Origin of the sequence: Pseudomonas sp. MB-090624, assembly GCF_003205245.1 — a bacterium.
Lineage (GTDB): Bacteria > Pseudomonadota > Gammaproteobacteria > Pseudomonadales > Pseudomonadaceae > Aquipseudomonas > Aquipseudomonas juntendi.
Genome location: NZ_QJRK01000102.1, coordinates 1 through 2,213, shown reverse-complemented (window position 1 = coordinate 2,213; position 2,213 = coordinate 1). Strand labels below are relative to the sequence as shown.

General features: G+C 59.4%; 3 protein-coding genes. All 3 read left to right on the top strand.

All coding sequences use genetic code 11. The features are described from left to right. Positions 1-100: 100 nt before the first annotated feature. Complete coding sequence (locus DMX12_RS28755; RefSeq protein WP_161893342.1) at positions 101-421, top strand: transposase; 321 nt, start codon at positions 101-103, stop codon at positions 419-421. Next, positions 418-753 (top strand): IS66 family insertion sequence element accessory protein TnpB, encoded by a 336-nt coding sequence (gene tnpB, locus DMX12_RS30155; protein WP_161893341.1) that lies wholly within the window; start codon positions 418-420, stop codon positions 751-753. Before DMX12_RS28755 ends, tnpB begins: the two co-directional genes overlap by 4 nt. Before the next feature lie 63 nt (positions 754-816). Next, positions 817-2,213: IS66 family transposase (locus DMX12_RS28745; RefSeq protein ID WP_110680089.1), on the top strand; the 1,397-nt coding region annotated here is incomplete at its 3' end.

Here is a 2,213-nt window from a genome sequence, read left to right as displayed (position 1 = left end):
GTAAGCGTCCGGCGAACTCACCTTCCGAACTCCAGCATTAAGGGCGATGGTGTCCGCGTATTTTTAAGCGGACGCGATCACCCTTATCGCCAGGATTTCCATGCGCCAACGAAGCTCTTATCCGAAACCATTCAAAGCCCAGGTCGTTCAGGAATGCCTGCAACCTGGCGCGACGGTGTCCAGTGTCGCCATCAGCCACGGCATCAATGCCAACGTCATCCGTAAATGGCTGCCGCTCTATCGAGATCAGCCCGCAACGACTTCACTACCGGCTTTCGTCCCGCTAAAAGCCCCACCTAAACGGCCAGTCGAAGCGTCAGTGATCATCGAGTTGCCCATGGCAGGGCAATTGATCACGGTGAAATGGCCAGCCTCGGATCCCGAGGGCTGCGCGCAATTTATTCGGGCTGTCGCTCAATGATTCGCATCGATGCGATCTGGCTGGCAACCGAGCCTATGGACATGCGCGCCGGTACCGAAACGGCACTGGCCCGGGTGATTGCGGTGTTCGGTGCGGCGAAGCCGCACTGCGCTTATCTGTTCGCCAATCGCCGGGCCAACCGGATGAAAGTGCTGGTGCACGACGGCGTGGGCGTCTGGCTCGCAGCGAGACGACTGAACCAAGGCAAGTTCCACTGGCCCGGCATTCGCAATGGCTGCGAGGTCGAGCTCGACAACGAACAACTCCAGGCGTTGGTACTGGGCTTGCCGTGGCAGCGCGTTGGCGCCGGCGGTGTAATCAGCATGCTGTAACCGCCGGCCATTTGGCCGGTCTACTTGTCGTCGTCCCGCGCCTGCTCTGGCACAATCGGCGGCATGACTTTCTCGCCCAACCTCGACCAGATGACCCCGGAACAGCTTCGTGCCTTGGCGGCACAGGCGTTGCAGTTGCAGTCCCAGGTCGAGGCGATGAGCAGAAAGATCCAGAACGATGAAATCCTCATCGAACAGTTCAAGTTCGAAATCGCCCTGCTCAAACGGCACAAGTTTGCCAAGCGCAGCGAGCAAATCAGCCCGGCTCAAAGCAGCTTGCTGGATGACCTGCTCGACACAGACCTTGAAGCTATCGAGGCCGAGCTAAAACAGCTCCTCCCAGCTGCGCCACAGTCCGAACCACGGCAGTCCCCGAAACGTGCGCCCTTGCCGCCGCAGTTTCCACGCACCGTCATTCGCCATGAACCCGAAAACACTCAGTGCGCCTGTGGTTGCCAGCTCCAACGCATCGGCGAAGACGTCAGCGAGAAGCTGGATTACACGCCGGGCGTGTTTACCGTCGAGCAACATGTACGTGGTAAATGGGCCTGCCGTCAGTGTGAAACACTGATCCAGGCGCCAGTGCCGGCGCAGGTTATCGACAAAGGTATCCCGACCGCAGGCCTGCTGGCCCACGTGATGGTGGCCAAGTTTGCCGATCACTTGCCGCTGTATCGGCAGGAGAAGATTTTTGGCCGCGCCGGGCTGGCAATTGCTCGCTCGACCCTGGCGCAGTGGGTTGGACAAACCGGTGTGCGACTTCAGCCGTTGGTCGATGCACTGCGTGAAGCGGTGCTGAACCAGGGTGTGATCCACGCCGACGAAACACCGGTACAAATGCTTGCGCCAGGCGAGAAGAAAACCCACCGGGCTTATGTCTGGGCCTACAGCACCACGCCGTTTTCGGCGCTCAAGGCGGTGGTTTACGACTTCAGCCCAAGCCGTGCTGGCGAACATGCGCGCAACTTTCTGGGTGACTGGAACGGCAAGCTGGTCTGCGACGACTTCGCTGGCTACAAAGCCGGGTTTGAACAAGGCATCACTGAAATCGGCTGCATGGCTCACGCCCGTCGCAAGTTCTTTGATCTGCACGTAGCGAATAAAAGCCAGTTGGCTGAACAGGCCCTGCACTCGATCAGCGGTTTGTACGAGGTCGAACGCCAAGCGCGAGACATGAGTGATGAAGATCGTTGGCGAATACGTCAGGAAATGGCGGTGCCAATCCTCAAAGCACTGCATGACTGGATGTTGGCCCAGCGCGACTTGGTGCCCAACGGATCAGCCACAGCTAAAGCCCTCGATTACAGCCTGAAACGCTGGGTAGCGCTGACGCGCTACCTGGACGATGGGGCTGTGCCCATCGACAACAACCAGGTCGAGAACCAGATACGGCCATGGGCACTCGGGCGCTCGAACTGGTTATTTGCGGGATCCCTGCGCAGCGGTAAGCGGGCTGCGGC